Below are 24,719 nucleotides of genomic sequence, written 5' to 3'. Positions count from 1 at the left end.
TCCGCTCCCCATGACTGACACGCCCCATCTGCCCGATCCGATCGCGCTCACCAAGACCCTGCTCGCCTGCGAGAGCGTCACGCCCGCACGCGGCGCGGTGTTCGACGTGATCGAAGCCGCGCTGCTGCCGCTCGGCTTCACCGTCGCGCGCTTCATCGAAGGCGAAGCGCCGGACGGGCCAGTCGAGAACCTGCTCGCCACCCGCGCCGGCACGGGCACGCATTTCGCCTTTGCCGGCCATCTCGACGTGGTGCCGCCGGGGGCAGGCTGGACAGGCGATGCGTTCGTGCCGGAGGAGCGCGACGGTCTGGTCTACGGGCGCGGCGCGGTCGACATGAAGGGCGCGATCGCCGCGTTCGTCGCCGCCATTCCGCAAACGCCGGGCATCCCGCTCACCCTCATCCTCACCGGCGACGAGGAAGGCCCCGCCACCTATGGCACGCAAGCGCTGATGGCGCGCATGGCCGAGCGCGGCGTGACGCCGGACCTGTGCCTGGTCGGCGAGCCGACCTCGGCGGTGCGATTGGGCGATATGGTCAAGATCGGGCGGCGCGGTTCGGTCAATCTGTGGATCGACGTGCCCGGCAAGCAGGGCCATGTCGCCTATCCGCACCTCGCCGACAATCCGATCCCCAAGCTGGTCGCGATCCTCGCCGAGATCGACCGAATCGTGCTCGATACCGGCAATGCGTGGTTCCAGCCGTCGAATATCGAACCGACCGACATCACCGTCGGTAATCCGGCGACCAACATCATCCCCGGCCACGCCTCGGCGCGGCTGTCGATCCGTTTCAACGATGGCCATCGCGGCGCCGATCTGATCGAGCGGATGCGCGCGATCATCGCCGCGCACGCACCCGAGGCTACGCTGACCGCGCGGATTTCAGGCGAGGCATTTCTGACGCAACCGGGTGCGTTCTCGACGCTGATCGGCGATGCGATCGAGGCGCGGCTGGGGTTGCGGCCGGACCTGTCGACGACCGGCGGCACCTCGGATGCGCGCTTCCTGTCAGCGCTGTGCCCGGTGGTGGAGTTCGGGCTGTGCAACGCGACGATGCACAAGCTCGACGAGGCGGTCGCGGTGGACGATCTCGTCGCGCTGACCGGGGTTTATGCGGATATCATCGCGCGCGTTGGGGCGTTGTAAACCGCGTCACCCTCACCCTTCCGTCGCTTCGCTCCTCCCTCCCTCTCCCGCTGGGAGAGGAGTTTCGGGTCGGTGATGCCCCCGGCATCACCTGAACAGCGCGGGGCGCTGTTCACCCGAAACTGGGCCCGCCCGGCGCAGCCGGGTGGGAAGGGTGAGGGTGAGTGAGCCTTACCCCAAAGTCCGCCTGAACACCGCCAGCATCTCGCGCCAGCCGCGCTCGGCGGCGACTTCGTTGTAGACGGGGAAGTCGGGCTTCATCCAGCCGTGCAGCGCGCCGGGGTAGATCTCGGCCTTATAGGTCACGCCGGCCGCGTCGAACGCCTTGGTCAGCCGCTCGGCCATTTCCGGCGGATAGCTGTCGTCGTCGTCCGCGCCCGCCACGTATATCTCGGCCTTGATCTTCGGCGCGAGCACATGCGGGCTGGTGTCCGCATCGGAGGCAAGGAAGCCACCGTGGAAGCTGATCGCCGCCGCGACCCGGTCGGGGAAGGTGCCCGCCACGGTGATCGCCATGCCGCCGCCCATGCAGAAGCCGACCGTGCCGATCTTGCTGCCCGCAACATCCTTGCGTGTGTCGAGATAGGCGAGGAACGCCTCGGTGTCGGACGCCGCCTTGTCGTTGCCGGTGGTCGCCATCAGCGGGCCGATCACCTTACGGAAGCCCTCGGCGAACACCGCCTTGGGATCGAACGGCGCATAGGGGCCGTAGCGGTAGAACAGGTCGGGCACGAGCACGACATAACCGTTCGCGGCGAGGCGGCGCGCCATCTCGATGACGGTGGGGCGGATCGCCAGCGCGTCCATGTACAGGATCACCGCCGGCCAGGCGCCCTCGGCCTGGGGGGTCAGCACATGCGCCGGGCAGGCGCCGTCACGCGTCTGGATCGTGACCTGTTCGTCGCTCATCGGAATGCTCCTCTCGGAAATCGAATCATACCGGCGCGCATCTGCCGCATTCCAAACTCCGCCGCCAGCCGCCGCGCGGCGACATCACCGCGTCATGCGACAGTATCGACCGCCGCACCGGGGAAATCCTCCGCCAGCACGGTGTCGATCTGCCGCGCGATGCCGCGCGTCAGCGCCGCCGGCACGACCACCTGGAAGCCGCGCGCGACCAGCCCCGCCACCGCCCAGCGCACGCAATAATCGGCGGCGACGCCGATCACCGTCACGCGGCGCACGCCCGCATCCTTGAGCCGGTCGAAGAAAGCGTCGCGCGGCACCGGCGGCATCGCATCGCCGCGCGCATCCTCGATCAGCAACCCGTCCTCGGCCCACATGTCGAACACATGCTTCTCGATCCGCCACGCCGGGATCGCGCGATCGAGCAGCGCCGGATCGAGCATGTTGGCCCAGCCGGGGGTGCCCTTCACGCAATGCGCGGGAAATTCCCTGGCCTCTTCGGAGGCGGCGTAGATATCGGGCACATGCGTGTCGAAGGTGAACAGCACCCCGGCGGTGCGTTCGGATTCGAGCCCGGACAGCCACGCGCGCATCGGCCCGACCAGAGCGTCGGCACCCGCGACGCTCAGCGCGCCGTCGGTGGCCATGAAATCATATTGTGCATCCACGACGATGACGAAGTCCTGCATCGATCGATCTCCTTATGGGCATTGACATATATACATTACGATAATAAGTAAAGCGCATATTGCATATTAGGTGGTGCGTGACCGACGACGAAGCCCTCGACTATGATCCCAACGCCTATCAGCGGCCTTCGGTCGCGGTGGATCTGGTGTTGCTCGGGATTCGTGGTGGCGAGCCGGCGGTGCTGCTGGTGAAACGCGACGCGCCGCCCTTTGCCGGCCGCTGCGCGCTGCCCGGCGGGTTCGTCGGCATCGACGAGACGCTCGACGCCGCCGCTGCCCGCGTGCTGCGCGACAAGGCGGGGATCGCCACCGCGCACCTCGAACAGCTCTACACCTTCGGCGCGGTCGCGCGTGATCCGCGCATGCGGATCATCTCGGTCGCCTATCTCGCGCTGCTCGACGAGGCCGCGTTCGCCGCTGCGCTCGACGACATGCCGGGCCTGCTCGCCGCGACGATCACCGTGCCGTGGCCGGGCGAGACCGGCGGCGCGGTCAGGATCGCCACGCCGAAAGGTGCGGTTCCGCTCGCCTTCGACCATGCCGACATCGTCGCGCTGGCGATGCTGCGGCTGCGCGGCAAGCTCGATTATTCCGATGTCGGCTTCGCGCTGCTGCCTGAGCGCTTCACGCTGCGCCAGTTGCAGGACGTGCATGAAGCGATCCTCGGCGTCACGCTCAACAAGCCCGCCTTTCGCCGCCGCATGCTCGATCGCGGCTGGCTCGCCGCGACCGGCGAGCGCGAGGGCGGCACCTCGTTTCGACCCGCCGAACTCTATCGTTTCCACCGACCCCTCATAAACAGACCAATGTAAGGAGCGTACCCATGGCCACGATCCGCAATCTCCTGTTCTTCGCGCAGCTTCGCAGCGAGGCGAGCAGCCACATCATCCGCTACCGCAACGGCAAGGTCCGCCAGAGCGGGCGCGGGCTCGTCTTCTGGTTCCGCCCGGAAACCGCGAGCATCGCCGAAGTGCCGATGGACGACCGCGAGATGACCCTGTTCGTGAAGGGCCGTAGCCAGGATTTCCAGACGGTGTCGGTCCAGGGCAGTGTCGGCTGGCACGTCGTCGATCCGGTGCTGCTCGCCGAGCGAGTCGATTTCACGATCAGCCCGTACAGCGGCAAGCCGCAGGGTGAGCCGGTGCCGAGCATCGAGGCGCGGATCACCGGCATCGCCAACCAGGCGGTGCTGCAATATCTCGGCACCGCGCCGGTGCGCGCCTTGCTCGATGCCGGGCCGGGGCCGCTGCGCGCGCAACTGGAAGCCGCGCTCGCCGCCGATCCGGCGCTGGCCGAGATCGGCGTTGCGGCGGTGTCGGTGCGGCTAACCAATCTGGCGCCGTCGAGCGAACTCGAACGCGCGCTCCAGACCCCGACCTTCGAGGCGCTCCAGCAAAAGGCCGACGAAGCGACCTTCGAACGCCGCGCGCTCGCGGTCGAGAAGGAACGCGCCATCGCCGAGAACGAGCTGGCGACGCGGATCGAACTTGCGCGGCGCGAGAAATTGCTGATCGCCGAGGAAACCGACAACGCCCGCAACCGCGCGACCGGCGCGGCCGAGGCGCAGCAGGTCGAGGCTAAGGCCGAGGCCGACCGCATCCGCCTCATCGAAGGCGCCAAGGCCGAGGCCGAGCAGGCGCACATCGCGGTCTATCGCGATCTGCCCCCGGCGGTGCTGTTCGGCCTCGCCGCGCAGCAACTCGCCGGCAAGCTCGACACGATCGAGCATGTCAACATCACCCCCGATCTGCTCGCGGCGGTGATGGGCGAGTTCCGCAAGAGCCCGGTGGTGGTCGCGGGTTAACGCCCCTCCCGTTCGTGTCGAGCGAAGTCGAGACACCTGCGCTGCGGGCTGTCCCTCGACTTCGCTCGGGACGAACGGCTTGGATTGTGAGAAGCAAAACATGTCCGGCATCCCACCCCGCGCGGTTTTCGTCATCCGCGAAACCGATCTCGAACGGCTCATCGCCCGCCACGCCACGCGCGATCAGGCGCGCTTCTTCCTCGAAACGCGCGGGCAGCGGATCGAGACGGTCGAGCAGCATCACCACCAATTCCACGCCGTACTGGCGGCGGCACGCGCGTCGGTGCCGGCCGAGTGGCGGCAGGCGCTGGTGCGGCGCGCCGATCTTGATCGCTTCCTGTTCGCGCGCGAGGATATCGTCATCGCGGTCGGGCAGGACGGGCTGGTCGCCAACGTCGCCAAATATGTCGCGGAGCAGCCGGTGATCGGGGTCAATCCCGCGCCCGATCTGTATGACGGCGTGTTGGCGCGCGTGCGCGTCGAGCGGCTGGCGCGGCTGCTGCCCGGCACGGTGCGGCCCGATGCGCCGGTCGAGCGGCGCACGATGGTGCAGGCGACGCTCGACGACGGCGAAATTCTGGTCGCGCTCAATGAGATCTTCCTCGGGCATCGCAGCCACCAATCAGCGCGCTACCGGATCGAACTCGCCGGCGACGGCGAGGAGCATTCGTCGTCGGGGCTGATCGTCGCCTCGGGCACCGGCGCGACCGGCTGGGCGCGCTCGATCGCCGAGGCCACGAATCTGCCGCTGCCGCTCGGCACCGATGAACGCGCGGCGGGCTATTGGGTGCGCGAGCCGTTCCCGAGCGTCGCCACCGAGACGCGGATGCGCGCCGGCAAGCTCACCGACGATCCGCTGATCGTCACCTCGCGTATGAACGACGGCGGGGTGATCTTCGCCGACGGGATCGAGCAGGATTTCCTCGGGTTCGACTGGGGCCGCCGCGTGACGATCACGCCCGCGCCCAATTCCCTTCATCTCGTGATCGGGTAAGGATCGCACACATGGCCGTCACCGACATCGCAACCCGCACCTACAACCACAATTTCCGGCTCGATCCGGTCGTGCGCAGCCTGCTCGACACCGATTTCTACAAGCTGCTGATGTTGCAGATGATCCGCCACATCCACCCGGACGTGACCGCGACCTTCTCGCTCATCAACCGCACCAAGAGCGTGCGGCTGGCCGACATCATCGACGAAGCCGAGTTGCGCGCGCAGCTCGACCATGCCCGCACCGTGCGGTTCAGCCGCAAGGAGCTGATCTGGCTGGCCGGCAACAGCTTCTACGGCAAGCGCCAGATGTTCGCGCCGGACTTCATCGCGTGGCTCGCCGATTTCCAGCTACCCGAATATGATCTGCGCAAGGTCGATGGCCAATATGAACTGCATTTCGACGGGCCGTGGAGCGGCACCTCGATGTGGGAAATCCCCGCGCTCGCGATCATCAACGAACTCAAATCGCGCGCCGCGACGCGCGACATGGGCAAGTTCGCGCTCGACGTATTGTACGCGCGCGCCAAGGCGCGGCTGTGGGAGAAGGTCGAGCGGCTGCGCGAGCTGCCCGATCTCGTGCTGAGCGATTTCGGCACGCGGCGGCGGCACGGCTTCCTGTGGCAGCGCTGGTGCGTCGAGGCGCTCAAGGAGGGGCTGGACCACCGCTTCATCGGCACCTCCAACGTGCTGCTGGCGATGGACGCCGATCTCGAGGCGATCGGCACCAACGCGCACGAACTGCCGATGGTCGAGGCGGCGCTGTCGAATGGCGATGCCGAACTCGCCGGCGCGCCCTATCGCGTGCTCGAACAATGGCGCGCGCATTATGGCGGCAATCTGCTGATCGCGCTGCCCGACGCGTTCGGCACCACCGCCTTCCTCAAGCAAGCGCCGGCGTGGCTCGCCGACTGGACCGGCTTCCGCCCCGACAGTGCGCCGCCGATCGAAGGCGGCGAACAGATCATCCGCTGGTGGCAGGAGCAGGGCGTCGATCCGCGTGAGAAGCTGCTGATCTTCTCCGACGGCATGGACATCGACACGATCGAACAGACCTACCGCCATTTCCACGGCCGCGTGCGGATGAGCTACGGCTGGGGCACCAACCTCACCAACGATTTCCGCGGCTGCGACCCGCGCGGCGGCCATGCGCTGGAGCCGATCTCGCTGGTCTGCAAGGTAACGCGCGCGAACGGGCGACCGGCGGTGAAGCTCTCGGACAATCCCGCCAAGGCGACCGGCGAGCCGGCGGAGATCGCGCGGTATCTGAGGGTGTTCGGCGGTGATGGGCGCGCCGAGAGCGAGGTGAGCGTGTAGCGGACGCCAACCCAGCGAACGTTGCGATCGCGCTTAAAGGTGCCGGGTTTGATCCATATGCTGATGCAGGATGCGTATGATCGCGATCCCGTAGAGGGTCTGCTTGAAGTAAATCACATGCTGCGCCACGGTCCGCCGCCGATAGCCCGGCCGGATCGCGGCGCAATCCTGCGACCTATGCGGCGCATCGGCCAGACTGGCGCACGCCGCTTCGAGGAGATCGGTGTAGTGTAGCGCCTGAGCCAAACTCCACCGCTTCACCGTATACTCGAAAATGTCTTCGATATCGCGCTGCGCTTTCGGACTGAGCCGAAACTCAGCCATGCAGCGCGGCTTTGCGCTGTTTGAAAGCCGCGAAGTCGAAGTGTTCCGGCTCGCCGCTCTGCTCGCCCTCGATGAGCGCGCTACGGATCGCCTCGATCTCGAAACCGCGCTGCTGCTCGCGCCGGATAAGATCCCGGATCGCTTCGCTGTCGTTGGTGTAATGGCCCGCTGCGATTTGCGCAGAAATCCAAGCGTCTTGCTGGTCGGTAAGGGTGATGGTCTTGCGAACGGTCGCCATCGCCTGCTCCAATCATCATACTATTGGTGCAGTTTAGTGGGTAACAATACCGACCGCAAGGGTTCGCGAGTGCGCTACCGCACCCCAGACTCAAACGCCGCCAGCGCCCGCTCCACCTGCCGTTCCTTCGCCGCCTTGGGATTCGCCGCGAGAAACGCCTCGCACGCCGCACCCTCGATCGCGCACGCAGCCGCCTTCACTCCGCCAGCCCGAGCGCGCCACAGGCTCGCGCCGGGCAGGAAGCTGTAGTGGATGGTGTCGCGCACGATCTGCTTGAGATCGGCATAGCGGAGCCCCTGCTCCACCACCGCGCGGACATATTCGTTGGTCATGTCGCTGCGCGAGACGCCTTCGTCGTCGGTCGAGAGCGTCACCGGCACGCCCGCCTCGCGGTACAGCGACAGCGGATGCGCTTTGCCTTTCACGCCGAGGATCACCGCGTTGCTGGTCAGGTTGATCTCAACGTCGATCTGCTTCGCCGCCATCTCCTTGAGCAGCCCGGCGGCGTCGTCCTCATAGGAGATGTCGATGCCGTGGCCGATCCGCCGCGCGCCGGCCACCTCGACCGCCTCGCGGATATGGAACGCCAGATCGCGCGGCGGCACCAGCCCGAGCGTCAGTTCGCCGGCGTGGAGCGACAGCGCGACCTTGGGGTGCCGCGCCTTGAGGAACGCGATCATCCGCATGTGGAGATCATAGTCCCGCACCGCGATCGGATCATGCTCGGGCGCGGCGATGTTGACGCCGACGAAGCGCGGATCGGCCTCGGCGAGCGCGAAGCCGAACGCGAGTTGCGCAAACGTTCCTGCCGGCGCAATCGTGCGGATCGCAGTGTAGAGATAGCGCATCTCGACCGCGCAGGCGGGCTTGGGCTTGGCCGTATCGCAAGCGTCGATCTTCGCCGATTCCGCCTCGTAGCGATCATAATCGGCCCGCGCGCGCGCCACCGCATCGGGCAGCAGCGGCGCGAGTTTCGTGGAAAGCACCGCGAAGTCGGTCGGGTCGATGTCCTTCACCGCCGCGATCAGCCCGCGCGCCTGATGCGCGCCGCTGCCGAGCTCGACATAGGAGACGCGGTCCGCCGCCGCCTGTTCGCGGGTCAGCGCGAGTTCTTTCGCCTCGTTGCCGAACGATGCGGTGCCGAACGCATCGAAGGTGGCGAAGAAGCGGTCGTAACCCGAGAGCGTCGGCTGGTTGACGCCCGTCTCGAACCCGCGCGTCGAGAGCGCATCGAGCATGCGGCTGTACAATGCGTAATTCTGCTCCAATCCCGCCGCTGGCACGCGATTGGGTTTGTCGCAGGGTGGCGGCACGATGCTGGCTGTGTCGGTGGCGATGCACAGCCCGCCCGTAGCCGCCCAGCGCAGCCAGTCTTCGGCATAGATCGAGCCGCCGCCGTGATTGTGCAGGTCGCCGCCCTTGGGCATCGTCTGGAGGAACACGCGCAACCGGGGCGGGCTGTCCGCGATCGCGTCGAGCCGCGCGGCGGTGCGCGCTTCGTCGGACAGCGGCTTTACCTCGCGCGCGGTCGCCGCGCCGCTCGCCAGCAACAGCGCGATGATGAGTGCGACCGAACGCATGCTTTTCCCCCGGATAACCCCGTGGGCGGCGCTAGGCGATCAGGGGTGCTTCGCCAAATGCAATGAAAAGCACGATCCGTTGCGCAAATGCGCGCGGGCGAGTGCGCGCATTTTTCGATGCGATCGTGCCGATAACGGCAATGGACGCTTGCACCCACGCGCTTACTAGGTCCGCAATCGCCAAAAATCGGGTTGCGCCTTGAGAGTTCCCTGCCCTCTTCGAAAAAAGATCGTGCGTTGACGCTGTCGCGGCCCTCGGTCGGCGGCGCGCTGTTGCTGCTCAGTACCGCCGTCGTGGCACTCGCAGCGGCGACGCATTCGGACGGCGTGCGCGCGCAAGCCGTGCAACCGGCGGTCGTGCATGTCGAAAGCGGCCCGCCCGAGCTGCTCGAACACTATTGCGCGCGCTGCCACAATGACGACGACAAGGTCGCCAACCTCTCGATCGCCGATCTGCGCGACAATGATCTGCTGATCGGCAAGCACGCCGACGAATGGGAGAAGATCCTCCGCCGCACCAGCCTTGACGAGATGCCGCCGCGTAACAAGCCGCAGCCCGATCCGGCGATGCGGGCGGCGTTCATCCAGTGGCTCAAGGGGTCGCTCGACGCTTATGCCACCGCGCATCCCGATCCCGGCCGCGCGACCATCCGCCGGCTCAACCGGGTCGAATATGCTAACGCCGTGCGCGATCTGCTCGCGCTCGATACCGATGTCAGCCGCGATCTGCCGCAGGACAATTCGGGCTATGGCTTCGACAACATCGCCGACGTGCTGACCGTCTCGCCGACGCTGATGGACCGCTATGTCAACGTCGCCAGCAAGGTCGCGCGGATGGCCACGGGCATGAGTTCGCCGCGCGCGTTCGTCACCAGCTACGAACTGCCCAAGGACGGCTCGGTGCTCAATTCGGGCCGGCCCGCGTACAACGAACGCGCCGGCGACGCGCTGCCGCTCGGCTCGCGCGGCGGCGGTGCGTTTCCCTATTACGCCCGCCACGCCGGCGTCTACGAGGTGAGCGGCTGGCTCAACTCCAACACCAACAACGAAAGCGACCGGCTCAAGGAGGACAAGGTCAGCGTGCGCGTGCCGCTTAAGGCGGGCGCGCATACCATCGGCATGACCTTCCACCGCACGCTCGCGCCCGACGAGAGCGTGCAGACGCTGCGCAACGATCTCGACAAGGTGCCGCTGCCGGTCGACGCGCCAAAGCCGCTGCCGCTCGACGTTCTGGTCGATGGCGTTCGGGTGAAGCAGATCAGCGTGCCGTCCTACCGGCTGTCACCGCGCTATTCGCAGCAGAATTTCCCGCGCGACGTGCTCCAGATCGACGTCGCCGGCCCGTATGACGCCAGCGCCAAGGACGACACGCCGAGCCGCAAGCGCATCTTCCTGTGCCGCCCGCGCGCCGCCTCGGCGGAGACGGCGTGCGCGCGGAAAATCATCACCGCGCTCGCGCACCGCGCCTATCGCCGCCCGGTCAGCGAGGCCGATGTCGCACCGTTGATGAAGCTCTATGCGAGCGAGCGCGCCGCGTCCGATTTCGATCACGGCGTCGCAGCGGCGGTGGAAGGCGTGCTGGTCGCGCCGCAATTCCTGTTCCTGGTCGAGAGCGATCCCGCCGGCAGCGCGCCGGGCAGCGTCCACCGCGTCAGCGATCTCGACCTCGCCTCGCGGCTGTCGTTCTTCCTGTGGAGCAGCATTCCCGACGACACGCTGCTGAAGGCGGCCGAACAGGGTAAACTCGCCACGCCCGGCGCGATCGAGGCACAGGTGACGCGGATGCTCGCCGATCCGCGCGCCGACGCGCTGACCAAGAATTTCGCCGGCCAATGGCTGTATCTGCGCAACCTCGACCAGCAGCGCCCCGACATCACCGTCTATCCGGCGTTCGACGCGCGGCTGCGCACGGCGATGGCGCGCGAGACCGAGATGTTCTTCGGCTATGTGCTGCACAACAACCGCAGCCTGCTCGATTTCATCGCGGCGGATTACACCTTCCTCAACCAGCGGCTCGCCGCGCATTACGGCATCGCCGGCGTCAGCGGCACTGCGTTCCGCAAGGTGGCGCTCGATCCGGCGTGGCATCGCGGCGGGCTGCTCGGGCAGGCGAGCATCCTCACCGTCACGTCCTATGGCAACCACACGTCGGTGGTGAAGCGCGGCAAATGGGTGCTGGAAAACATCCTCGCCGCCGCGCCGCCGCCACCGCCGCCCGACGTGCCCGCGCTTCAAGAAACGCATGACGGCCGCAAGCTGACCGCGCGCGAGCAGTTGGAGATGCACCGCGCCAACCCGGCCTGCGCCTCGTGCCACGTCAAGATGGACCCGATCGGCTTCGCGCTCGAGAATTTCGACGCGGTCGGCGGCTGGCGCAAGCAGGATGCCGGGCAGATCATCGATGCGGCGGCGGTGCTGCCCGACGGTACGAAGTTCTCCGGGTTCGACGGGCTTCAGACAATCCTGCTCGCCCGCAAGGACGAGTTCGCCGGCGCCTTCACCCGTCGCCTGCTCACCTACGCGCTCGCACGCGGGCTGATCGCGCAGGACATGCCGACCGTGCGCAAAATCGCCGCGAGCGCGGCCGGCGACGACTACCGCATCCAGACGATCATCAAGGGCATCGCGACGAGCGCGCCGTTCACGCTGAGAAAGACGCCGGCGAAATGACGCGCCGCCCTGCCCCGACCACCCGTTCCCCCGCGAAAGCGGGGGTCCAGAGCCACGCAGCGCCGCGCCTGCGGCTCTGGGCTCCCGCTTTCGCGGGAGAACCGCAAGGACCGACACCATGATCCTCCCGCGCCCCGCGATCAGCCGCCGCACGATGCTGCGCGGCGCCGGCACGATGCTGGCGCTGCCGTTCCTCGAAGCGATGATGCCGAGCGCCCGCGCCGCCGATCTCGCGGCGCGGCCCAAGCGGTTGCAAGTGTTCTATTCGCCCAACGGCATGATGATGGACGCCTTCCGCCCGACCACGCAGGGCAAGGGCTTCGTGCTGCCGCCGACGCTGGAGCCGCTCGCGCCGCACCGCGCGGCAGTAAGCGTGTTCAGCGGGCTTGGTCATCCGCAGGCGGCGGCGATGGGCGATATCGCCGCCGGGCATGGCCGCTCCTGCCCCGCCTTCCTCACCGGCACGCACGTGAAGCAGACCGAGGGCACCGATATCCGCTGCGCGGTGTCGATCGATCAGGTCTATGCGCAGCATCTCGGCGACGCGACGATGCTCAGTTCGCTCGAACTCGGCATCGATCCGGCCAGCCTGCTCGGCAGTTGCGACATCGGCTATAGCTGCGCCTACACCAACGGCATTTCGTGGATGAACCCGAACGTGCCGCTGCCCGTCACCGCCAACCCGCGCGACGTGTTCGAGCGGCTGTTCGGCGATGGCGACGCGCTCGACGCGCAGAGCCGGCTCGCGCAGGCGCGCCGCCAGACCAGCATCCTCGATTTCGTCCGCGACGATACGCTGCGCCTGTCCGGCCGCCTCGGCGTGGAGGATCGCCGCAAGCTCGATGAATATCTCGAGGCGACCCGCGATATCGAGAAGCGCATCCAGCGCGCCGCCGCCTCGGGCGCGACCAGCCAGGCGACCGACATGGAGCGGCCTGCGGGCATCCCCGAGTCTTTCGACGAGCATGTCCGCATGATGATCGACTTGCAGGTGCTGGCGATGCAGGCCGACATCACCCGCGTCGGCAGCTTCATGATCGGCCGCGAACTGAGCAACCGCACCTATCCCGAAATCGGCGTGCCGGATTCGCACCACATGCTCAGCCACCACGGCAATAATCCCGAGAAGATCGCGAAGCTGGCCAAGATCAACCGCCACCACATGGAATATTTTGCCTATTATCTCGACCGGATGAAGGCGGTGAAGGACGGCGACGGCAGCTTGCTCGATCGCACGATGGTGATCCGCGGCTCGGCGTTCGGCGATTCCAACCAGCACGATCACATGGACCTGCCGGTGATCGTCGCGGGCGGGCTGGTGCCGGGCGACCGCAGCATCGCGGTGCCAAAGGGCACGACCATGTCGAACCTGCTGCTCGCCGCGCTGAACGTGCTCGACGTGCCGACCAAATCCTTCGGTGACAGCAACGCGCCGCTCGCGGAGCTGGTGCGTGCCTGATCGCGCGCGGATTGCCTTGGCGCTGGCCGCAGTCGCGCTGTGGAGCGGCGCCGCGCAGGCGCGCAAGCCGGTCGATGCCGGCGCGCTGGTCCGTGCGATCACCGCCGACGATCTCGCCGCGACGCAAGCCGCGCTCGCCGCGCAGGCCGATCCCAACGCACCGCTTGATTACAGCGCGACCCCGCTCGCGCTCGCGGTAAACACGCAAGACCCGGCGCTGGTCGCGGCGCTGCTCGCCGCGCACGCCAAACCCAATACCGCCGACGCGGACGGCGTCACGCCGCTCGCGCTCGCCTGCGAACTCGGCAATGCCGCGATCGTCTCGCACCTGCTCGACGCGCATGCCGATGTCCGAGCCGCCGCGCCCGATGGTACCAGGCCGCTCGCGATCTGCGCACGCTTCGGGCCGGCGGACGCGGTGGCGCGGATGCTCGCGGCCGGCGCCGCGCCCGATACGCCAGACGCGCGCGGCCAGACGCCGCTGATGTGGGCGGCCTCGGTCGGCCGCACCGAGGCGATCGCCGCGCTGCTCAAGGCCGGCGCGGACGCGAACCGTATCTCCAAGGGCGACTTCACGCCGCTGTTCTTCGCGATCAAAAGCGGCATCCCCGCAGCCACAGCCGCGCTGCTCGCCGCCGGCGCGAAGGCCGACTATCGCGGCCCGGAGAACACCAGCGCGCTGCAACTCGCCTTGTACCAGCACAGTTACGGCGCCGCCGCGCTGCTGGTGCCCTATGGCTTCGATCTCGCCGCGCGCGACCGCGAGGGCAAGACCCCGCTCGACGCCGCCGCCGAAGGTGGCGACGCGACGCTGGTCAAGCTGCTGCTCGCGCGCGGCGCCGACGCCAATGCGCTGAGCGGGCCATCCACGATCAAATGGGTGACCGAGGCCAATTTCGGTCAGCCACCGCCGCCCGTCCCGCCGACGCCGCCGCTGCTCTGGGCGGCGCAATCGGGCCATGCCGAGGCGATGGCGGCACTGCTCGCCGGCGGCGCCGACCCGCATTTCGTGGCGGCGGACGGCACCAATGTCGTGCTGGCGGCGGCGAAGGGCGGCAGCGACGCCGCGCTCCGGCTCGCGTTGCAGGTCGCCCCCAACGTCGATGTCGCCAATGCCAATGGCTTTACCGCGCTCCACATCCTCGTCGGCGGTCGGCCCTTCCCGGAGCTGGCAGCGATGCTCCGCACGCTCGCCGCGCACAGCGCGCGCACCGATCTCAAGAGCAAATACGGCACCGCCGCCGAGATCGCCGCCAAGGGGCTCAACGAAGTAAAGGCGATTTTCGTCGAAACCTTTCCCGATGGGGCTGGCGCGAAGCCGGTAAATCGGGGAGGACAGCAATTGGCCGCGCGGCCGTGATTCACGTTAAATCGAGAGCGAGACCGTTCATGATCGTAGCACCAGCTTTCAAGACCCTCCGCGTCGCGGCGCTCGCCGTGATCCTGTCGTCGCCGGTGATGGCCGCAGCCCCCGCGCCGCAGGACGTGATCAACGCGCGCGTCGCCGGTTTCAAGAAGATGGGCGGCGCGATGAAGGCGATCGGCGAGCAGCTCAAAAGCGGTGCGCTCGACAAGGCGAAGACGCTCGCCGCCGCGCAGACCATCGCGGCCACCGCCAAGGGCCAGGGCAAGCTGTTCCCAGCCGGCACCGGCCCGGCCGCCGGCATCAAGACCGACGCCCTCCCCGCGATCTGGACCGACCGCGCCACGTTCGATGCGGCTATGGCCAAGCTCGTCGGCGAATCGGGCAAGCTGGTGACGGTCGCCGGCACCGGCGACGCCGCCGCGATCGGTGCGCAGATGAAGGCGGTCGGCGGCACCTGCGGCGCCTGCCATCGCCAGTTCCGCTCGGATACCTGATCCCGCCGCATGTCATCTGACACCACCACCACGCGCGTATGGGATCTGCCGGTTCGGCTGTTCCACTGGCTGCTCGTCGCCCTGCTCGGCTTTTCGTGGTGGAGCGGCGAGAATCACGAGATGGATTGGCACCGGCTGTCCGGCTACGCGATCCTCGCGCTGCTGGTGTTCCGCCTCTACTGGGGTTTCGCCGGCAGCCGCACCGCCCGCTTCACGCAGTTCGTGCGCGGCCCGCGCGCGGCGCTCTCCTATCTGCGCACGCTCGGCAAGCGGCCCTATCAGGCAGCGGATGGGCACAACCCGGTCGGCGGGTGGAGCGTCGTGCTGATGCTCGCCACGCTCGTGGTGATGGTGACAGCGGGGCTGTTCTCAGTCGATGTCGATGGGCTCGAATCGGGGCCGCTCGCCGATTACGTCAGCTTTGATACCGGCCGCGTCGCGGCGGGCGTGCATCACCTCGTCTTCAACGTGCTGCTCGCGCTCGTCGCGCTGCATGTGCTGGCGGTACTGTTCTACCTGATCGGGCTGCGCCACAATCTCATCGCACCGATGATTCACGGCCGCCGCAAGGCCGGCGCGGAAGCCATCGCGGCGCGCCTCGGCGCGTCGCCGTGGAAGGCGGCGATCGGCCTGGTCCTCGCGATCGGCTTTGCCTATGCGGTGTCGAAGGGCTTCCGCTTCTAAGCGCAGCGGCGATGGCGGACGATGCGTTCACGCTGCACGGCGCTTTGCCACTGTACGAGCAGGTCTCGATTCTCGATGCGCGGCGGCATGGCGATTGCGCGCTGCTGCCCGCCGACGCGCCCTATCGCTTCGCCAGCGCCGCGCCGCTGATCGCGGTGACGATCGACGAGTTCGACCGCGCCGCGCTCGATTACCCGATCCTCTTCTTCGCGGCAGAGCGCGAGGCGGTGATCGTCACCGGCCTCACCGCCGATCGCAACCTGTTCGTCGCCCCGGACGGCAGCTACGCGCCCGGCGCCTATGTGCCGGCCTACCTGCGCCGGCACCCGTTCACGCTGGCGCGCCGCGAGGAGACGGGCGGCAACGTCATCTGCATCGACGAGTCATCGGAGCGGCTGGTCCCGGTCGGTACGCCCGGCGCGGTGGCGCTGTTCGACCACGGCCGCCCCAGCGACCTGGTGCGTGAGGCGATCGGTATCTGCAACGCGGTCGATGCCGCCGAGGCGCGTACCCGCGCCTTTGTCGCGATGCTCGACGATCTCGAACTGCTCGAACCGCGTCAGGCGTATCACAGTCCGCCCGGCGGCGCGCGCACTTTGGTGGTGGAATATGATGGCGTATCGCGCACCAAACTCGACGCGCTGGAACCCGCTGCGTTCGCGCGGCTACGCGCGGGCGGCGCGCTCGCGGCGATCCACGCACACCTGCTGTCGGCGGGAAATTGGGAGGTGCTGCCGCTCTGGGCGGCTGGTTAACCTTCCCCGTTCAGCCGGTATACGCCTTCACCAGCCGGTACAGGAACACGCGCCCGTCCATCAGCGACTTCACCCGAATCCGCTCGTTGAGGCCATGCACCCCCTGTCCGTCCGGGTCCGAGAACAGCCCCGACACGCCATAGGTCGGAATGCCCGCCGCATTGGTGAAGCGGCCGTCGGTCGCGCCGGTCGACAGGCGCGGGATCACCGGCACGCCCGGCCACATCTCCTTGGTGAGCGCCTCGATCGGACCCATGATCTGCGGCGTCAGCGGCGGCGCGGAGGATTTCGGCTGGGGCGGATCAGCGAGCGCAACCGTCACCTTGGGGTTGGCCGCGACCTTGGTCAGCGTGGCGAGGATCGCATCGACGCTCTCGCCCGGAATGATCCGGCAATTGACGTTGGCGCTCACCGATTGCGGCTGCGCGTTGGTGGCGTGCCCGCCCGAGATCATCGTCGGGATGCAGGTGGTGCGCAACGTCGCGTTCCAACTCGGGTTCTCGGCGGACACCGCTGCATAATCGGCAGGCGTGGCCTTGCCCGCGCCGATCGCCGCCATCGCGGCTTGCGTCTTGGGATAGAGCGGCGCCGACGCGCCGAAATACGCCCTGGCGGCGGGCGTCAGATCGACCGGGAAGTCATAGCCGTTGATCCGCGCCAGCGCCTCGGACATCCAGCCGATCGCGTTGATATGCGGCGCCTGGCGCGAGCTGTGGCCGCCCGGCGCGGTCGCGGTGAAGGTGAAGTCCTGATAGACCTTCTCGCCCGCCTGCACGCCCTGGCTGACCGGCTTGCCCGCCGCGTCGAGCGACCCGCCGCCGCCCTCGTTGAGCGCCCAGCCTGCCTGCAACGTCTCGGGCCGGTTCTTGAGCAGCCACGACACGCCGTTGAGCGCCTTCTCCGTTTCCTCGCCGCAAGTCAGCGCAAGCTTGATCGTGCGCTTGGGTGTGTAGCCCTCCTGCCGGAAGCGCACCATCGCATCGGTGAACGCCGCCGCCATCGCCTTGTCGTCCGAAGTGCCGCGCCCATAGAAATAGCCGTTCTCCTCGATCAAGGTGAACGGATCGCGCGTCCAGTCGCTGCGCTTGGCGGCGACCACGTCGATGTGGGCGAGCAGCAACAGCGCCGGCAGCTTGGCATCGCTGCCGCGCAGGATCGCGGCGAGATTGCCTTCCTTGGGGTGCGCCGGATCGACGATCACCTGAACGTCGGCGGCCGGATAGCCCGCCGCTTTCAGATGCGCGCCCATCCGCTCGGCGGCGAGCGTGCAACTCCCGTCGGGCCAGCTCGAATCGGTTTCGACCAGCTCCTTGTAGAGCGCGCGGAACGCCGGCTCGCCGCCGCGCGGATCGGCTGGCGCGGCGAGGAGCGGCGCGGTGCCGGCGAGCAGGGCGGTGAGCGCGACGAGACTGGAGCGGCGAGCTGTCTTCATGGCGATCCCTTTTCCCTCTGACCGTGCCAGTCTGGCCGAGCGCCAGCGCTTCGACAAGGGCGTTCGTTTCGCTACTGCTTCGCAATGGCTTTGCCGCTATGCAGGCCGGCATGTTGCTTCACATCCCCGCCCTGTTCACACCCGCCGAGGTCCGCGATGCGCGCACGGCGCTGGAGGCGGCCGACTGGCAGGACGGTCGCGCCACCGCCGGACACCGCGCGGCGCTGGTCAAGCGCAACCTGCAACTGCCGCTCGACCACCCCGTCACCCGTCAGCTCGGCGCGCGCATCCTCGATCGGCTTGGCACCACGCCGCTGTTCATCGCCGCGACGCTGCCGCTGCGCGTGTTGCCACCGCGCTTCAACCGCTACGAGGGCGGCGGCGAATATGGCGCGCATGTGGATAACGCGATCTTCCCGCTGCCCGGCTCCGCCGAGCGTGTGCGCAGCGACATCTCCAGCACGCTCTTCTTCAGCGACCCGCAAGAGTATGACGGCGGCGAGCTGGTCATCGAAGATACGTTCGGCGACCGCCGCGTGAAGCTCGCCGCCGGCGACATGATCGTCTATCCCGGCACCAGCTTGCATCACGTTACGCCGGTAACGCGCGGCACGCGCTATGCCGCGTTCTTCTGGACGCAGAGCCTGGTCCGCGCCGACGAGCAGCGCCGGCTGCTGTTCGATCTCGACACAGCCATCCAGTCGCTCGGCGCCGACCATCCCGAGCATGGCGCGATCGACACGCTGACCGGGGTCTATCACAATCTGATGCGGCAATGGTCGGAGACGTGACCCCGCTGCCGCCGCTGACGGCGATCCCGCCCGACCTCCAGACGCTCGCCGATTACGAGCGGCTGGCCGAGCGCCACATGCCCGCCGCGTCCTGGGCGCATATCCAGTCGGGCAGCGCCACGACGCTGGCGCGCAACCGCACGGCGTTCGACGGACACCCGCTGTTGCCGCGTATGCTCGCCGATCTGCGCGGCGGCCACACCCGGCTGAGCTTGTTGGGGCGCGTGCATCACGCACCGATCCTGTTCGCGCCGGTCGCCTATCACCGGCTCGCCCACCCCGAAGGCGAACTCGCTTGCGTGCGCGCGAGCGTCGCGATGGGAGTCGGCATGGTCGTCAGCACGCTGTCGAGCGTGCCGCTGGAGGCGATTGCCGAGGCCGCACGCGATGCCGCGCGCACGCTCGGCGTCGCGCCGGCCCCTTTGTGGTTCCAGCTCTATCTTCAGGAGGACCGCGCGGTCTCCGCCGAACTGGTCGCGCGCGCGGAGGCGGCCGGATACGAGGCGATCGTGCTGACGGTCGATGCGTCGATCAAGACCTCAGGCTTCACGCTCCCGCCCGGCGTCACCGCCGCGAACCTGCCGGGCGGCGCCGATCGCCGCCAGACCAGCGCGCCGGGCGGCCGCATCCTGTTCGGCACCCCGCTCGCTGATGGCGCGCCGACGTGGGACGATGTCGCGTGGCTGCGCGCCAGCACGCGGTTGCCGATCATCCTCAAGGGCCTGCTCGCCGCCGAAGATGCGCGCGTCGCCATCGCGCACGGCATGGATGCGATCATCGTCTCGAACCACGGCGGGCGCACGCTCGACGGCGCACCCTCTGCGGTCGATGTCCTGCCGGCGATGGTGGACGCGGTCGCCGGCGCAGTGCCGCTGCTGATCGACGGCGGCGTGCGGACCGGCACCGATATCGTCAAGGCGCTCGCGCTCGGCGGGGCGGCGGTGCTGGTCGGCCGCCCGCAACTGCATGGCCTCGCCGTGGCGGGCATGGCCGGTGTGGCGCATGTCGCACACATCCTGCGCGCCGAGCTTGAGCTGGCGATGGCGCAACTCGGCTGCCCGACGCTCGATCGCATCGGCCCAGCCTGCCTGTTCACCCGCGCTTCATAGCGCTTCCGTCATACCTGTTGCGCCGCAGCAACAGCTTGCGACTTTCCGCAATGGGGGGTGGATCGTCCGCGTCGGATGATAGTTACGCACCCGCTGAATATAAAAACACCAAAGGAACTACGTATGCGTAAAGCTTTCCTCTCCGCCGTCGCCCTCGGCCTCGCCACGTTCGGCGCACAGGCCGCGACCGCCCAGGACACGACCGTGACGGACACCGCCACGCAGGACACCAGCAGCGACGGCGCGTCGACGTTCCGCGGCTTCCGCATCGAAGGCAATGCCGGCGGTGACCGCTTCCAGTCGCAGGGCCGCCACCGCGACAAGTTCGGCTACGGCGCGACCGTCGGCTTCGACGGCGTGATCGGCGACAAGATCGTGGTCGGCCCGGAAGCGTCCTACTGGCGCGCCAATGACTGGAGCGAGATCTGCGGTGGCGGTGCGCGCGGCGGCACCATCTGCCAGAAGTCGTTCGAGGAATGGGGCGCAGGCGTGCGCGCCGGCTATCTCGTGACGCCGACGTTCCTGGTCTACGGCAAGGGCGGCTACGTCAACAACGAGCAGCGCAAGAGCTTCAGCGCTCCGGCCGGCCAGACCAGCTTCTACGATCACTACAGCACCGACGGCTATCAGGTCGGCGGCGGCGTCGAGTACTCGCTCGGCAAGGACGTGATGAAGATGCCGCTGTTCGTCGGCGCGCAGTACGTCTTCTCGCAGTACAACGACCACACCTCGCGTCAGCGCGTGATGGGCACCATCGGCTTCCACTTCAAGTAAGCACACCGCTTCTTGGGAAGTACGGAAAGGGCGGCTCGCAAGGGCCGCCCTTTTTCGTTGCGGGAGGAGCGCGCGCACTGGCGACCGTGACGGACACAGGCGCCCCGGACGTGCGGAGACGTTGCTGAACAGCGATACCGTAGAGGAGAGAAGCTGCCGAAGAGAGTCGGCAAAGCCGGGCTTCTCAAGCCGGCATCAGACACCCCGAGATGAAGGGGTGGTGGACAGGGCTGCTGCTGGAATATTCATGGTAACGCCCCTGATTTACGCCGTTTCTGATGCTTTTGATTTTTGGGATGCCCCCAGCGATGCCCCCGGCTGTAGAGCAGTTGCGCGCTCAGGCAGCGTTGCCGAGGCGACTGTCGACCCACTCCTCGACGTCGGCCTGCCACCAGCCGATCGCCCGCTTGGTAAGCTGGTGTTGGCGCGGGAAATCCGCTCGATCTATTAGTCGGTAGATCGTGGCGCGGCTCAGGCCCGTCGTTGCGACGACATCGTTGATCCGCAGAAAGCGGCCGCGCTCCAGCACGGAGCCCCTGCTCTTCCGCTGCTCCGTCGTCAGCGAATGCAAAGCGCTCACTGGCTTGCCCTCCCCGCGCTTATCTTCTTCACCGGCACCGTCGTGTTTTTGCGCATAGGTCATCACGAGATCACCCCGAGCAGTCGCACCGCGCGACCGATCTCGTCGGTGCGCACCGCACTGTCCTTTGCCGTTGCCGACATGCTGATACGCGACCGCAATTTGCCCGGGAGCTTGTTCCAATGGCGGCGACAGAACGGTGTGTTGCGATCGACCTGGGCCGAGCAACTCAGCGCGGCGCAGGATCTTCCCTGCCCGGTCATGTGCCCTGCCCTGCGACTGGCGCGGCGCTGGCGGGGATCGCGTCCGCCTGGTCGTCGGAAGGGGGCAACAGGCGCAACTGGACTCCTTCGTTCGGATGCGCGCGATCAAGCGCCCGGCATTTCGGGCATGTGCAGGGATAGTGCTGCGCGAAAGCGGCATCGACGATGTCGGCGAGACGCACCATCAACGACGCTCCGCCGGGCGCGCAGCCCGCCATACGTCGAACGCGGCCGCATGCTCGGGGCACAGATCCTTATCCGCTGCCGGCGATGTGCTGCATGTCCGGCAGATCGGCGCGTCACACGTCCCGCTACGTCTGGTGAGCACCTTCCAATCGCACAGGCGATTTGCCACTCGGCCGCATGCGCACCGCTGCCGGCGTCGCGACGAGCAGACGATCGCGTGCCCCCCGCCAGGCAGGGTGACGTGCTCGCAGGGCATCAGCGCACGACCTCGTATTCTCGGATGTCAGCGGGGATGCCCCGGATCGTCCAGCAGCAGCCTTGCTTCCCGTCAGCGGGCCACTGGCGACGGCTGCCGTTGGCGAGCAGCACGTCGACGCGCTTGCCTGCGGCCTCGGCCGGGCAATATCCGGGGTTCGCCGGCATCAGTGCAGCGCGCCATCAAAAGGGAGCGCGGGCTGAAGTCCTGCGGCCGGATCGATGACTCGCGCGTGGAGAACTTCGACCTTGCCGCGGCCCTCTGACAACTGCTCGATCGCGAGGCTCTTCGCCTCATCGGCGTTACGAGCGGTCACGGTCAGCGTGGCGCTCTCCTCGCTGGTGACCTCATAGTCGATCGATACGCGCACCTCGCGCGGTTCGGCATCGGGACCGAACCGACACCAGTCCGGGTCGAGCCAGCGCCGCACGGCCTCGCGGCTTGCCGGAAACGGCATCGCGGCGATTTCTTGGATGGTCGGCTGCATCACGACAGCCCCAGTGCTTGCTTGTACGTTTCGAGCAGCATGTCCGCCTCGTCGCGGTGGTGCTTCTCCATCTTGCGCAGGCGGACGATCGTGCGGATCGTCTTGACGTCGAAACCGGTCGATTTGGCCTCGCCGTAGACGTCCTTGATGTCGTCGGAGATGCCCCTTTTCTCTTCCTCGAGGCGCTCGATACGCTCGATCAGCAGGCGCAGCTGGTCGGCGGAGATGTTGTCGCTCATGCGCCAATTCCTCCTGGAATGAGGGCGGCCACGTCGCTGACGCGCATGCCGCGGTGGAAGGCAGAGTCGGGCGCATCGGCGCCGAGATCCTCGATCGCGCACTGGAGCTCGATCAGGTCGAGACTGTCCGCACCGAGATCATCGATCAGCTTCCTGTCCGGCTCGATGCGATGGCTGATGCCTGCGCCCAGCGTCTGGACGATCAGATGTCGAGCGCGAGCGAGGGGATCGTTGCTCACAGGCCGAACAGCGCGCGCAGCGCCGCCTCCAGATTGCCCGATGCGGCCACCAACAGGAACCCGATCGCCATCCCGCCGGAGAAGAGCAGCGCGCCGCGCGCCGCAGGATTGAGCGGGCGCCGGGCGCCGGGGCAATCGGGGCAGCGGCAATCCTGCCGATGGATGAACTGCGCCGGCACGGGCCGGTCGATCGAAACGGGATCAGACTTCATCGGGAAAACTCCCTCATGATGACGACAAAAGCGGTGACGGCGACCAACAGGGCGACCGCGAGGGTCACCAGCGCCGGGGCGGGATGGCGGGTCAGGGCGAAGGCCACAGCGACGCCGGCGACGACGATCGCGACGTCGATCGCGATGCGCGCGCGCCGAACGGCCTGCGGCGACGGAGGCGGCAGATCGTTCACGCAGTCGCGCTCCGGGTTGGCGGAGTAGCGCAGGCGGAACAGAGACCGTCCTCGACCCAAAAGCACGGACCGAACACGGTTCCCCTGAAGCAGGGATCATGGTCGCTGCAGGCGCAGATGCGACAAAGGTGTGGCGGCGCGAAGTCCGCACCGAGCTTGATCCGCTGGAGCGCGGCGAGCACCTCGATGTCGAAGGGATAGACGTTGTTGAAGACCACCACCGTCGCGAAGCTCGCCGGCGCAGCGTCCGCCTCGATCAATTCGATCAGCTCGACGCGGGCGTGCTCGGCCAAGCGCGGTACGGTGGCAATGCGCGCTGCGACGTCGGCGACCGACAGACGAGCCGCGCAACGGCGCATCTTCAGATAAGCGCCAGGGGTCGGCGGCGGCATCAGCGCAAAACCTCGAAGATCACGGCGGGCGCCGCGGCGAGCTGCACGGCGCGGTCGAGCTCCATGTCGGCGGCAGCGAGATGCTCGCGGGCTCGCACGATGTTGCGCTTCGCGGCGTCGTCGCCGAGCCGGTCCTCGATGTCGCGCAGGTGGAGTTGTAAGCGATCGATCGCGGTGCGCGCCTTGTAGAGATCGGGACGGCAGGACATGCGGCAGACTTCCGGGCAGCAGTTTTCCGTCCCGGCGATCGACAGATCATCGGGCGGCTTAGGTTCGGACGGGATCGGAGGCGTGTCCCGCTTACGGCGGCTGTTGGTGGCACTTTTCAAGGGCGACGCGAACGACGTGGATCGCCTGCGATTGGGCGGCGACCGACTCTTCCGTTTCCCGCAGCGCTGCGCGGAGATCCTGATCGGTTGCGTCCGGCTGCGAAGCGAGGAACAGCGCGAGGTGCGCGTCGCCATCCTCCTTGAGCACGTCCTTGGTAGCGCGGCCGATCGCGACGGCGTCGACATAGATCTCGGCGCGCGCCTGGGCGACGAGCGCGCCATAGGCGGCGAACAACGGAGTGGTGCCGTCGAAGGCGAGATGCTCGACGTCGAGCTTGAGCATGTCCTGCACGGTGAGGCGTTGGGGTCGGTCGGGATCGCTCGCCTCGCGCAGATACGCCTCGGCGCGGCCAGTGATGGCGGCACAGCGCGCGGGCGTGAGATCGCCTAGAGCATAAATCGATCTGATTGAATCGTGGGCGATTCCCAAATCGGTTGCGATCTGATTCAGTACGGCCTTCGAGCAAGGAGGTTGATACATGCCCAGGGCGCTGTCGGTTGATCTACGCAAGCGGGTAATCGCGGCGATCGAGGCTGGCGCGTCGTGCCGGCAGGCTGCGAAGCGGTTCGGCATCAGCGCATCAAGCGCGATCCGATGGCATGCGCTTTCGAAAGGCAGAGATGACGTCACCCCGCAGCGGCAAGGTGGCGACCGCCGGTCGAAACGGATCGAGGGGCATGCTGATACGATCCTGGGAGAACTGGCCAGGATACCGGACATCACGCTTGCGGATCTGCGGAGCGCGCTTGCCGGGCAAGGGATCGCGGTGAGCGTGGCAGGCCTGTGGCGCTTTTTCGAGCGGCGGCAGA

The 24,719-nt window shown here is 67.6% G+C and carries 33 protein-coding genes; 15 read left to right on the top strand and 18 right to left on the bottom strand.

The window, feature by feature from the left end:
* Positions 1 to 10 precede the first annotated feature (10 nt).
* Positions 11 to 1,147, top strand: a complete 1,137-nt coding sequence (dapE, locus tag EWE75_RS10145; RefSeq protein WP_130157044.1) for a succinyl-diaminopimelate desuccinylase — start codon at positions 11 to 13, stop codon at positions 1,145 to 1,147.
* Positions 1,148 to 1,318: 171 nt separating this feature from the next.
* Here the strand turns inward: dapE and EWE75_RS10140 are convergent, their stop codons facing one another.
* Entirely contained in the window at positions 1,319 to 2,056 is a 738-nt protein-coding gene (locus EWE75_RS10140; RefSeq protein ID WP_130157042.1) for a dienelactone hydrolase family protein, read from the bottom strand.
* A gap of 92 nt (positions 2,057 to 2,148) precedes the next feature.
* Complete coding sequence (locus EWE75_RS10135; protein WP_130157040.1) at positions 2,149 to 2,742, bottom strand: cysteine hydrolase family protein; 594 nt, start codon at positions 2,740 to 2,742, stop codon at positions 2,149 to 2,151.
* Between the two features lie 77 nt (positions 2,743 to 2,819).
* Here EWE75_RS10135 and EWE75_RS10130 point away from each other — a divergent pair, with 77 nt between their 5' ends.
* From EWE75_RS10130 to pncB, 4 genes are all read left to right on the top strand, one after another.
* A complete protein-coding gene (locus EWE75_RS10130) occupies positions 2,820 to 3,554 on the top strand; it encodes an NUDIX hydrolase (RefSeq protein WP_130157038.1) in 735 nt (244 codons plus the stop codon).
* A gap of 11 nt (positions 3,555 to 3,565) precedes the next feature.
* On the top strand, positions 3,566 to 4,546 hold the full coding sequence (locus tag EWE75_RS10125) for an SPFH domain-containing protein (protein ID WP_130157036.1): 981 nt from the start codon (positions 3,566 to 3,568) through the stop codon (positions 4,544 to 4,546).
* Positions 4,547 to 4,646: 100 nt separating this feature from the next.
* The gene (locus EWE75_RS10120; protein ID WP_130157034.1) at positions 4,647 to 5,540 is read left to right on the top strand and encodes an NAD(+)/NADH kinase; all 894 of its coding nucleotides are present in this window, start codon (positions 4,647 to 4,649) and stop codon (positions 5,538 to 5,540) included.
* A gap of 11 nt (positions 5,541 to 5,551) precedes the next feature.
* Entirely contained in the window at positions 5,552 to 6,856 is a 1,305-nt protein-coding gene (pncB, locus tag EWE75_RS10115) for a nicotinate phosphoribosyltransferase (RefSeq protein WP_130157032.1), read from the top strand.
* A 33-nt stretch (positions 6,857 to 6,889) separates the two neighbouring features.
* On the opposite strand, the gene EWE75_RS10110 is transcribed toward pncB, so the two are convergent.
* The 3 genes from EWE75_RS10110 to EWE75_RS10100 all read right to left on the bottom strand — a co-directional run bounded on the left by EWE75_RS10110 (position 6,890) and on the right by EWE75_RS10100 (position 8,998).
* Positions 6,890 to 7,180 (bottom strand): type II toxin-antitoxin system RelE/ParE family toxin, encoded by a 291-nt coding sequence (locus EWE75_RS10110; RefSeq protein WP_130157030.1) that lies wholly within the window; start codon positions 7,178 to 7,180, stop codon positions 6,890 to 6,892.
* Positions 7,173 to 7,430, bottom strand: a complete 258-nt coding sequence (locus EWE75_RS10105; protein ID WP_231708300.1) for a type II toxin-antitoxin system ParD family antitoxin — start codon at positions 7,428 to 7,430, stop codon at positions 7,173 to 7,175. The genes EWE75_RS10110 and EWE75_RS10105 overlap by 8 nt, the downstream gene beginning before the upstream one ends.
* Positions 7,431 to 7,492: 62 nt before the next feature.
* Positions 7,493 to 8,998 (bottom strand): adenosine deaminase family protein, encoded by a 1,506-nt coding sequence (locus EWE75_RS10100; protein ID WP_130157028.1) that lies wholly within the window; start codon positions 8,996 to 8,998, stop codon positions 7,493 to 7,495.
* 237 nt (positions 8,999 to 9,235) lie between these two features.
* On the opposite strand from EWE75_RS10100, the gene EWE75_RS10095 reads away from it, so the two are divergent.
* From EWE75_RS10095 to EWE75_RS10070, 6 genes are all read left to right on the top strand, one after another.
* Positions 9,236 to 11,668 carry a DUF1592 domain-containing protein gene (locus EWE75_RS10095; RefSeq protein WP_130157026.1) on the top strand — a complete coding sequence of 811 codons (2,433 nt, stop codon included), beginning with the start codon at positions 9,236 to 9,238 and terminating at the stop codon, positions 11,666 to 11,668.
* Between the two features lie 118 nt (positions 11,669 to 11,786).
* The gene (locus EWE75_RS10090; protein ID WP_130157024.1) at positions 11,787 to 13,127 is read left to right on the top strand and encodes a DUF1552 domain-containing protein; all 1,341 of its coding nucleotides are present in this window, start codon (positions 11,787 to 11,789) and stop codon (positions 13,125 to 13,127) included.
* Positions 13,120 to 14,487 (top strand): ankyrin repeat domain-containing protein, encoded by a 1,368-nt coding sequence (locus tag EWE75_RS10085; protein WP_130157022.1) that lies wholly within the window; start codon positions 13,120 to 13,122, stop codon positions 14,485 to 14,487. Before EWE75_RS10090 ends, EWE75_RS10085 begins: the two co-directional genes overlap by 8 nt.
* 29 nt (positions 14,488 to 14,516) lie before the next feature.
* On the top strand, positions 14,517 to 14,987 hold the full coding sequence (locus tag EWE75_RS10080; protein ID WP_130157020.1) for a c-type cytochrome: 471 nt from the start codon (positions 14,517 to 14,519) through the stop codon (positions 14,985 to 14,987).
* A gap of 9 nt (positions 14,988 to 14,996) precedes the next feature.
* Positions 14,997 to 15,671: a cytochrome b/b6 domain-containing protein gene (locus EWE75_RS10075; RefSeq protein WP_206364735.1), complete on the top strand. Its 675-nt coding sequence runs from the start codon at positions 14,997 to 14,999 to the stop codon at positions 15,669 to 15,671.
* Between the two features lie 11 nt (positions 15,672 to 15,682).
* The gene (locus EWE75_RS10070) at positions 15,683 to 16,426 is read left to right on the top strand and encodes a SapC family protein (protein WP_130157018.1); all 744 of its coding nucleotides are present in this window, start codon (positions 15,683 to 15,685) and stop codon (positions 16,424 to 16,426) included.
* 10 nt (positions 16,427 to 16,436) lie between these two features.
* On the opposite strand, the gene EWE75_RS10065 is transcribed toward EWE75_RS10070, so the two are convergent.
* Complete coding sequence (locus EWE75_RS10065; RefSeq protein WP_130157016.1) at positions 16,437 to 17,858, bottom strand: M20/M25/M40 family metallo-hydrolase; 1,422 nt, start codon at positions 17,856 to 17,858, stop codon at positions 16,437 to 16,439.
* 110 nt (positions 17,859 to 17,968) lie between these two features.
* Here EWE75_RS10065 and EWE75_RS10060 point away from each other — a divergent pair, with 110 nt between their 5' ends.
* The 3 genes from EWE75_RS10060 to EWE75_RS10050 all read left to right on the top strand — a co-directional run bounded on the left by EWE75_RS10060 (position 17,969) and on the right by EWE75_RS10050 (position 20,532).
* Positions 17,969 to 18,649 carry a Fe2+-dependent dioxygenase gene (locus EWE75_RS10060; protein ID WP_130157014.1) on the top strand — a complete coding sequence of 227 codons (681 nt, stop codon included), beginning with the start codon at positions 17,969 to 17,971 and terminating at the stop codon, positions 18,647 to 18,649.
* Complete coding sequence (locus tag EWE75_RS10055) at positions 18,634 to 19,758, top strand: alpha-hydroxy acid oxidase (protein WP_130157011.1); 1,125 nt, start codon at positions 18,634 to 18,636, stop codon at positions 19,756 to 19,758. Before EWE75_RS10060 ends, EWE75_RS10055 begins: the two co-directional genes overlap by 16 nt.
* A 123-nt stretch (positions 19,759 to 19,881) precedes the next feature.
* Positions 19,882 to 20,532: an outer membrane protein gene (locus tag EWE75_RS10050; RefSeq protein ID WP_130157009.1), complete on the top strand. Its 651-nt coding sequence runs from the start codon at positions 19,882 to 19,884 to the stop codon at positions 20,530 to 20,532.
* A gap of 337 nt (positions 20,533 to 20,869) precedes the next feature.
* On the opposite strand, the gene EWE75_RS10045 is transcribed toward EWE75_RS10050, so the two are convergent.
* The 12 genes from EWE75_RS10045 to EWE75_RS10000 form a co-directional block, all read right to left on the bottom strand.
* The gene (locus tag EWE75_RS10045; RefSeq protein ID WP_130157007.1) at positions 20,870 to 21,175 is read right to left on the bottom strand and encodes a helix-turn-helix transcriptional regulator; all 306 of its coding nucleotides are present in this window, start codon (positions 21,173 to 21,175) and stop codon (positions 20,870 to 20,872) included.
* Positions 21,175 to 21,375, bottom strand: coding sequence for a hypothetical protein (locus EWE75_RS10040; protein ID WP_130157005.1), 201 nt, complete (start codon positions 21,373 to 21,375; stop codon positions 21,175 to 21,177). The genes EWE75_RS10045 and EWE75_RS10040 overlap by 1 nt, the downstream gene beginning before the upstream one ends.
* Positions 21,372 to 21,560, bottom strand: coding sequence for a hypothetical protein (locus EWE75_RS10035; RefSeq protein WP_130157003.1), 189 nt, complete (start codon positions 21,558 to 21,560; stop codon positions 21,372 to 21,374). Before EWE75_RS10035 ends, EWE75_RS10040 begins: the two co-directional genes overlap by 4 nt.
* 256 nt (positions 21,561 to 21,816) lie before the next feature.
* Positions 21,817 to 21,984: a hypothetical protein gene (locus EWE75_RS24995; protein ID WP_165388340.1), complete on the bottom strand. Its 168-nt coding sequence runs from the start codon at positions 21,982 to 21,984 to the stop codon at positions 21,817 to 21,819.
* Positions 21,984 to 22,304, bottom strand: a complete 321-nt coding sequence (locus tag EWE75_RS10030; RefSeq protein WP_130157001.1) for a hypothetical protein — start codon at positions 22,302 to 22,304, stop codon at positions 21,984 to 21,986. Before EWE75_RS10030 ends, EWE75_RS24995 begins: the two co-directional genes overlap by 1 nt.
* Positions 22,304 to 22,543 (bottom strand): DUF2312 domain-containing protein, encoded by a 240-nt coding sequence (locus EWE75_RS10025; protein WP_130156999.1) that lies wholly within the window; start codon positions 22,541 to 22,543, stop codon positions 22,304 to 22,306. Before EWE75_RS10025 ends, EWE75_RS10030 begins: the two co-directional genes overlap by 1 nt.
* Positions 22,540 to 22,782, bottom strand: a complete 243-nt coding sequence (locus tag EWE75_RS24990) for an acyl carrier protein (protein WP_165388339.1) — start codon at positions 22,780 to 22,782, stop codon at positions 22,540 to 22,542. Before EWE75_RS24990 ends, EWE75_RS10025 begins: the two co-directional genes overlap by 4 nt.
* The gene (locus EWE75_RS24985) at positions 22,779 to 22,994 is read right to left on the bottom strand and encodes a hypothetical protein (protein ID WP_165388338.1); all 216 of its coding nucleotides are present in this window, start codon (positions 22,992 to 22,994) and stop codon (positions 22,779 to 22,781) included. The genes EWE75_RS24990 and EWE75_RS24985 overlap by 4 nt, the downstream gene beginning before the upstream one ends.
* A complete protein-coding gene (locus EWE75_RS10015) occupies positions 22,991 to 23,188 on the bottom strand; it encodes a hypothetical protein (RefSeq protein WP_130156995.1) in 198 nt (65 codons plus the stop codon). The genes EWE75_RS24985 and EWE75_RS10015 overlap by 4 nt, the downstream gene beginning before the upstream one ends.
* Positions 23,185 to 23,580: an XRE family transcriptional regulator gene (locus tag EWE75_RS10010; RefSeq protein ID WP_130156993.1), complete on the bottom strand. Its 396-nt coding sequence runs from the start codon at positions 23,578 to 23,580 to the stop codon at positions 23,185 to 23,187. The genes EWE75_RS10015 and EWE75_RS10010 overlap by 4 nt, the downstream gene beginning before the upstream one ends.
* On the bottom strand, positions 23,580 to 23,789 hold the full coding sequence (locus tag EWE75_RS10005; protein WP_130156991.1) for a hypothetical protein: 210 nt from the start codon (positions 23,787 to 23,789) through the stop codon (positions 23,580 to 23,582). Before EWE75_RS10005 ends, EWE75_RS10010 begins: the two co-directional genes overlap by 1 nt.
* Before the next feature lie 91 nt (positions 23,790 to 23,880).
* Positions 23,881 to 24,483 (bottom strand): hypothetical protein, encoded by a 603-nt coding sequence (locus EWE75_RS10000; RefSeq protein ID WP_165388337.1) that lies wholly within the window; start codon positions 24,481 to 24,483, stop codon positions 23,881 to 23,883.
* Here EWE75_RS10000 and EWE75_RS26245 point away from each other — a divergent pair.
* The coding region (locus EWE75_RS26245) for a helix-turn-helix domain-containing protein (RefSeq protein WP_130156987.1) at positions 24,389 to 24,719 on the top strand (331 nt) is incomplete at its 3' end. The genes EWE75_RS10000 and EWE75_RS26245 overlap by 95 nt on opposite strands.

The organism is Sphingomonas populi (assembly GCF_004208535.1).
GTDB classification, from domain to species: domain Bacteria; phylum Pseudomonadota; class Alphaproteobacteria; order Sphingomonadales; family Sphingomonadaceae; genus Sphingomonas; species Sphingomonas populi.
The sequence above is the reverse complement of the archived record's forward strand: the minus strand, read 5'-3'. Positions and strand labels throughout refer to the sequence as shown.